Source organism: Paraferrimonas sp. SM1919 (assembly GCF_010993985.1).
In the GTDB taxonomy this organism is placed as follows: Bacteria; Pseudomonadota; Gammaproteobacteria; order Enterobacterales; family Shewanellaceae; genus SM1919.
Genome location: NZ_WINH01000046.1, coordinates 1 through 3,042 on the forward strand (window position 1 = coordinate 1; position 3,042 = coordinate 3,042).

At 50.6% G+C, this 3,042-nt stretch carries 1 rRNA gene; it reads right to left on the bottom strand.

Annotated features, from left to right (window positions below):
* Positions 1 to 137 precede the first annotated feature (137 nt).
* Positions 138 to 3,029 (bottom strand): 23S ribosomal RNA (locus tag GFB48_RS17020).
* Between the last annotated feature and the right edge of the window lie 13 nt (positions 3,030 to 3,042).

A 3,042-nucleotide genomic window follows, 5' to 3' on the forward strand; every position in this document is an offset into this window, starting at 1 on the left:
TCAGGTGGGTCCAAAATGCTATGGTCGCCAAGCATAATTTGTTATTAACTCGCTGTTTTAGCGCGTTAATCTAATCTGGAAAAGTCTGATATCTTTATCTTATAGCAACCATTGCTACCAAAACCCATCTGGGTTGTATGGTTAAGCCTCACGGGTCATTAGTACAAGTTAGCTCAACGCCTCACAACGCTTACACACCTTGCCTATCAACGTCTTGGTCTTAGACGGCCCTTTAGAGCAGTTAAACTGCTAGGGATGACTCATCTCAGGGCTCGCTTCCCGCTTAGATGCTTTCAGCGGTTATCGATTCCGAACGTAGCTACCGGGCAATGCCATTGGCATGACAACCCGAACACCAGCGGTTCGTCCACTCCGGTCCTCTCGTACTAGGAGCAGCCCCCTTCAATCATCCAACGCCCACGGCAGATAGGGACCGAACTGTCTCACGACGTTCTGAACCCAGCTCGCGTACCACTTTAAATGGCGAACAGCCATACCCTTGGGACCGACTTCAGCCCCAGGATGTGATGAGCCGACATCGAGGTGCCAAACACCGCCGTCGATATGAACTCTTGGGCGGTATCAGCCTGTTATCCCCGGAGTACCTTTTATCCGTTGAGCGATGGCCCTTCCATTCAGAACCACCGGATCACTATGACCTACTTTCGTACCTGCTCGACGTGTCTGTCTCGCAGTTAAGCTAGCTTATGCCATTGCACTAACCACACGATGTCCGACCGTGTTTAGCTAACCTTCGTGCTCCTCCGTTACTCTTTGGGAGGAGACCGCCCCAGTCAAACTACCCACCAGGCACTGTCCGCAATCCCGATTAGGGACCTACGTTAGAACATCACGCATACAAGGGTGGTATTTCAAGGACGGCTCCACGATGACTGGCGTCACCGCTTCGAAGCCTCCCACCTATCCTACACATGTAGGAGCAATGTTCAGTGCCAAGCTGTAGTAAAGGTTCACGGGGTCTTTCCGTCTAGCCGCGGGTACACAGCATCTTCACTGCGATTTCAATTTCACTGAGTCTCGGCTGGAGACAGCGTGGCCATCATTACGCCATTCGTGCAGGTCGGAACTTACCCGACAAGGAATTTCGCTACCTTAGGACCGTTATAGTTACGGCCGCCGTTTACCGGGGCTTCGATCATGAGCTTCGAAATAAATCTAACCCAATCAATTAACCTTCCGGCACCGGGCAGGCGTCACACCGTATACGTCCACTTACGTGTTTGCACAGTGCTGTGTTTTTGATAAACAGTTGCAGCCACCTGGTATCTGCGACCCCCAATAGCTTAGAGAGCAAGTCTCATCACCATCAGGGGCGTACCTTCTCCCGAAGTTACGGTACCATTTTGCCTAGTTCCTTCAGCCGAGTTCTCTCAAGCGCCTTAGTATTCTCTACCTGACCACCTGTGTCGGTTTGGGGTACGATTCGTTATAACCTGAAGCTTAGAAGATTTTCCTGGAAGCATGGCATCAACTACTTCAGTTCCGTAGAACCTCGTCATCAGCTCTCAGCCTAGTGTGTACCCGGATTTGCCTAAGTACACAGCCTACTACCTTAAACGCGGACAACCAACGCCGCGCTAGCCTAGCCTTCTCCGTCTCTCCATCGCAGTTATAACAAGTACGGGAATATTAACCCGTTTCCCATCGTCTACGCCTTTCGGCCTCGACTTAGGGGTCGACTCACCCTGCCCCGATTAACGTTGGACAGGAACCCTTGGTCTTCCGGCGAGGGGGTTTTTCACCCCCTTTATCGTTACTCATGTCAGCATTCGCACTTCTGATACGTCCAGTGTGGGTTACCCCTTCACCTTCAACCGCTTACAGAACGCTCCTCTACCGCTCATACAAAGTATGAACCCGTAGCTTCGGTGGTATGTTTAGCCCCGTTAAATCTTCCGCGCAGGCCGACTCGACCAGTGAGCTATTACGCTTTCTTTAAATGATGGCTGCTTCTAAGCCAACATCCTGGCTGTCTGAGCCTTCCCACATCGTTTCCCACTTAACATACACTTTGGGACCTTAGCTGACGGTCTGGGTTGTTTCCCTTTCCACGACGGACGTTAGCACCCGCCGTGTGTCTCCCGAGTAGTACTCATTGGTATTCGGAGTTTGCAAAGGGTTGGTAAGTCGGGATGACCCCCTAGCCTTAACAGTGCTCTACCCCCAATGGTATTCGCTCGAGGCGCTACCTAAATAGCTTTCGAGGAGAACCAGCTATCTCCCGGTTTGATTGGCCTTTCACCCCTAGCCACAAGTCATCCGCTAATTTTTCAACATTAGTCGGTTCGGTCCTCCAATTGGTGTTACCCAATCTTCAACCTGCCCATGGCTAGATCACCGGGTTTCGGGTCTACACCTTGCAACTGTACGCCCAGTTAAGACTCGGTTTCCCTACGGCTCCCCTAAACGGTTAACCTTGCTACAAAATGTAAGTCGCTGACCCATTATACAAAAGGTACGCAGTCACGGTCTCAAGAACCGCTCCCACTGCTTGTACGTATACGGTTTCAGGTTCTATTTCACTCCCCTCACAGGGGTTCTTTTCGCCTTTCCCTCACGGTACTGGTTCACTATCGGTCAATCAGGAGTATTTAGCCTTGGAGGATGGTCCCCCCATATTCAGACAAAGTTTCACGTGCTCCGTCCTACTCGATTTCATCTTAAAGTCGTTTTCGTGTACGGGACTATCACCCTGTACCGTTGAGCTTTCCAACTCATTCCACTAACTTCTAAAAGACTTAAGGGCTAATCCCCGTTCGCTCGCCGCTACTAGGGGAATCTCGGTTGATTTCTTTTCCTCCGGGTACTTAGATGTTTCAGTTCCCCGGGTTCGCCTCGTTAAGCTATGTATTCACTTAACGATACTTGCTTATGCAAGTGGGTTTCCCCATTCGGAAATCTGTGCATCAAAGCCTTTTATCGGCTCCACACAGCTTATCGCAGATTAACACGTCCTTCATCGCCTCTGATTGCCTAGGCATCCACCGTATACGCTTAGTCACTTAACCATACAACCCACAT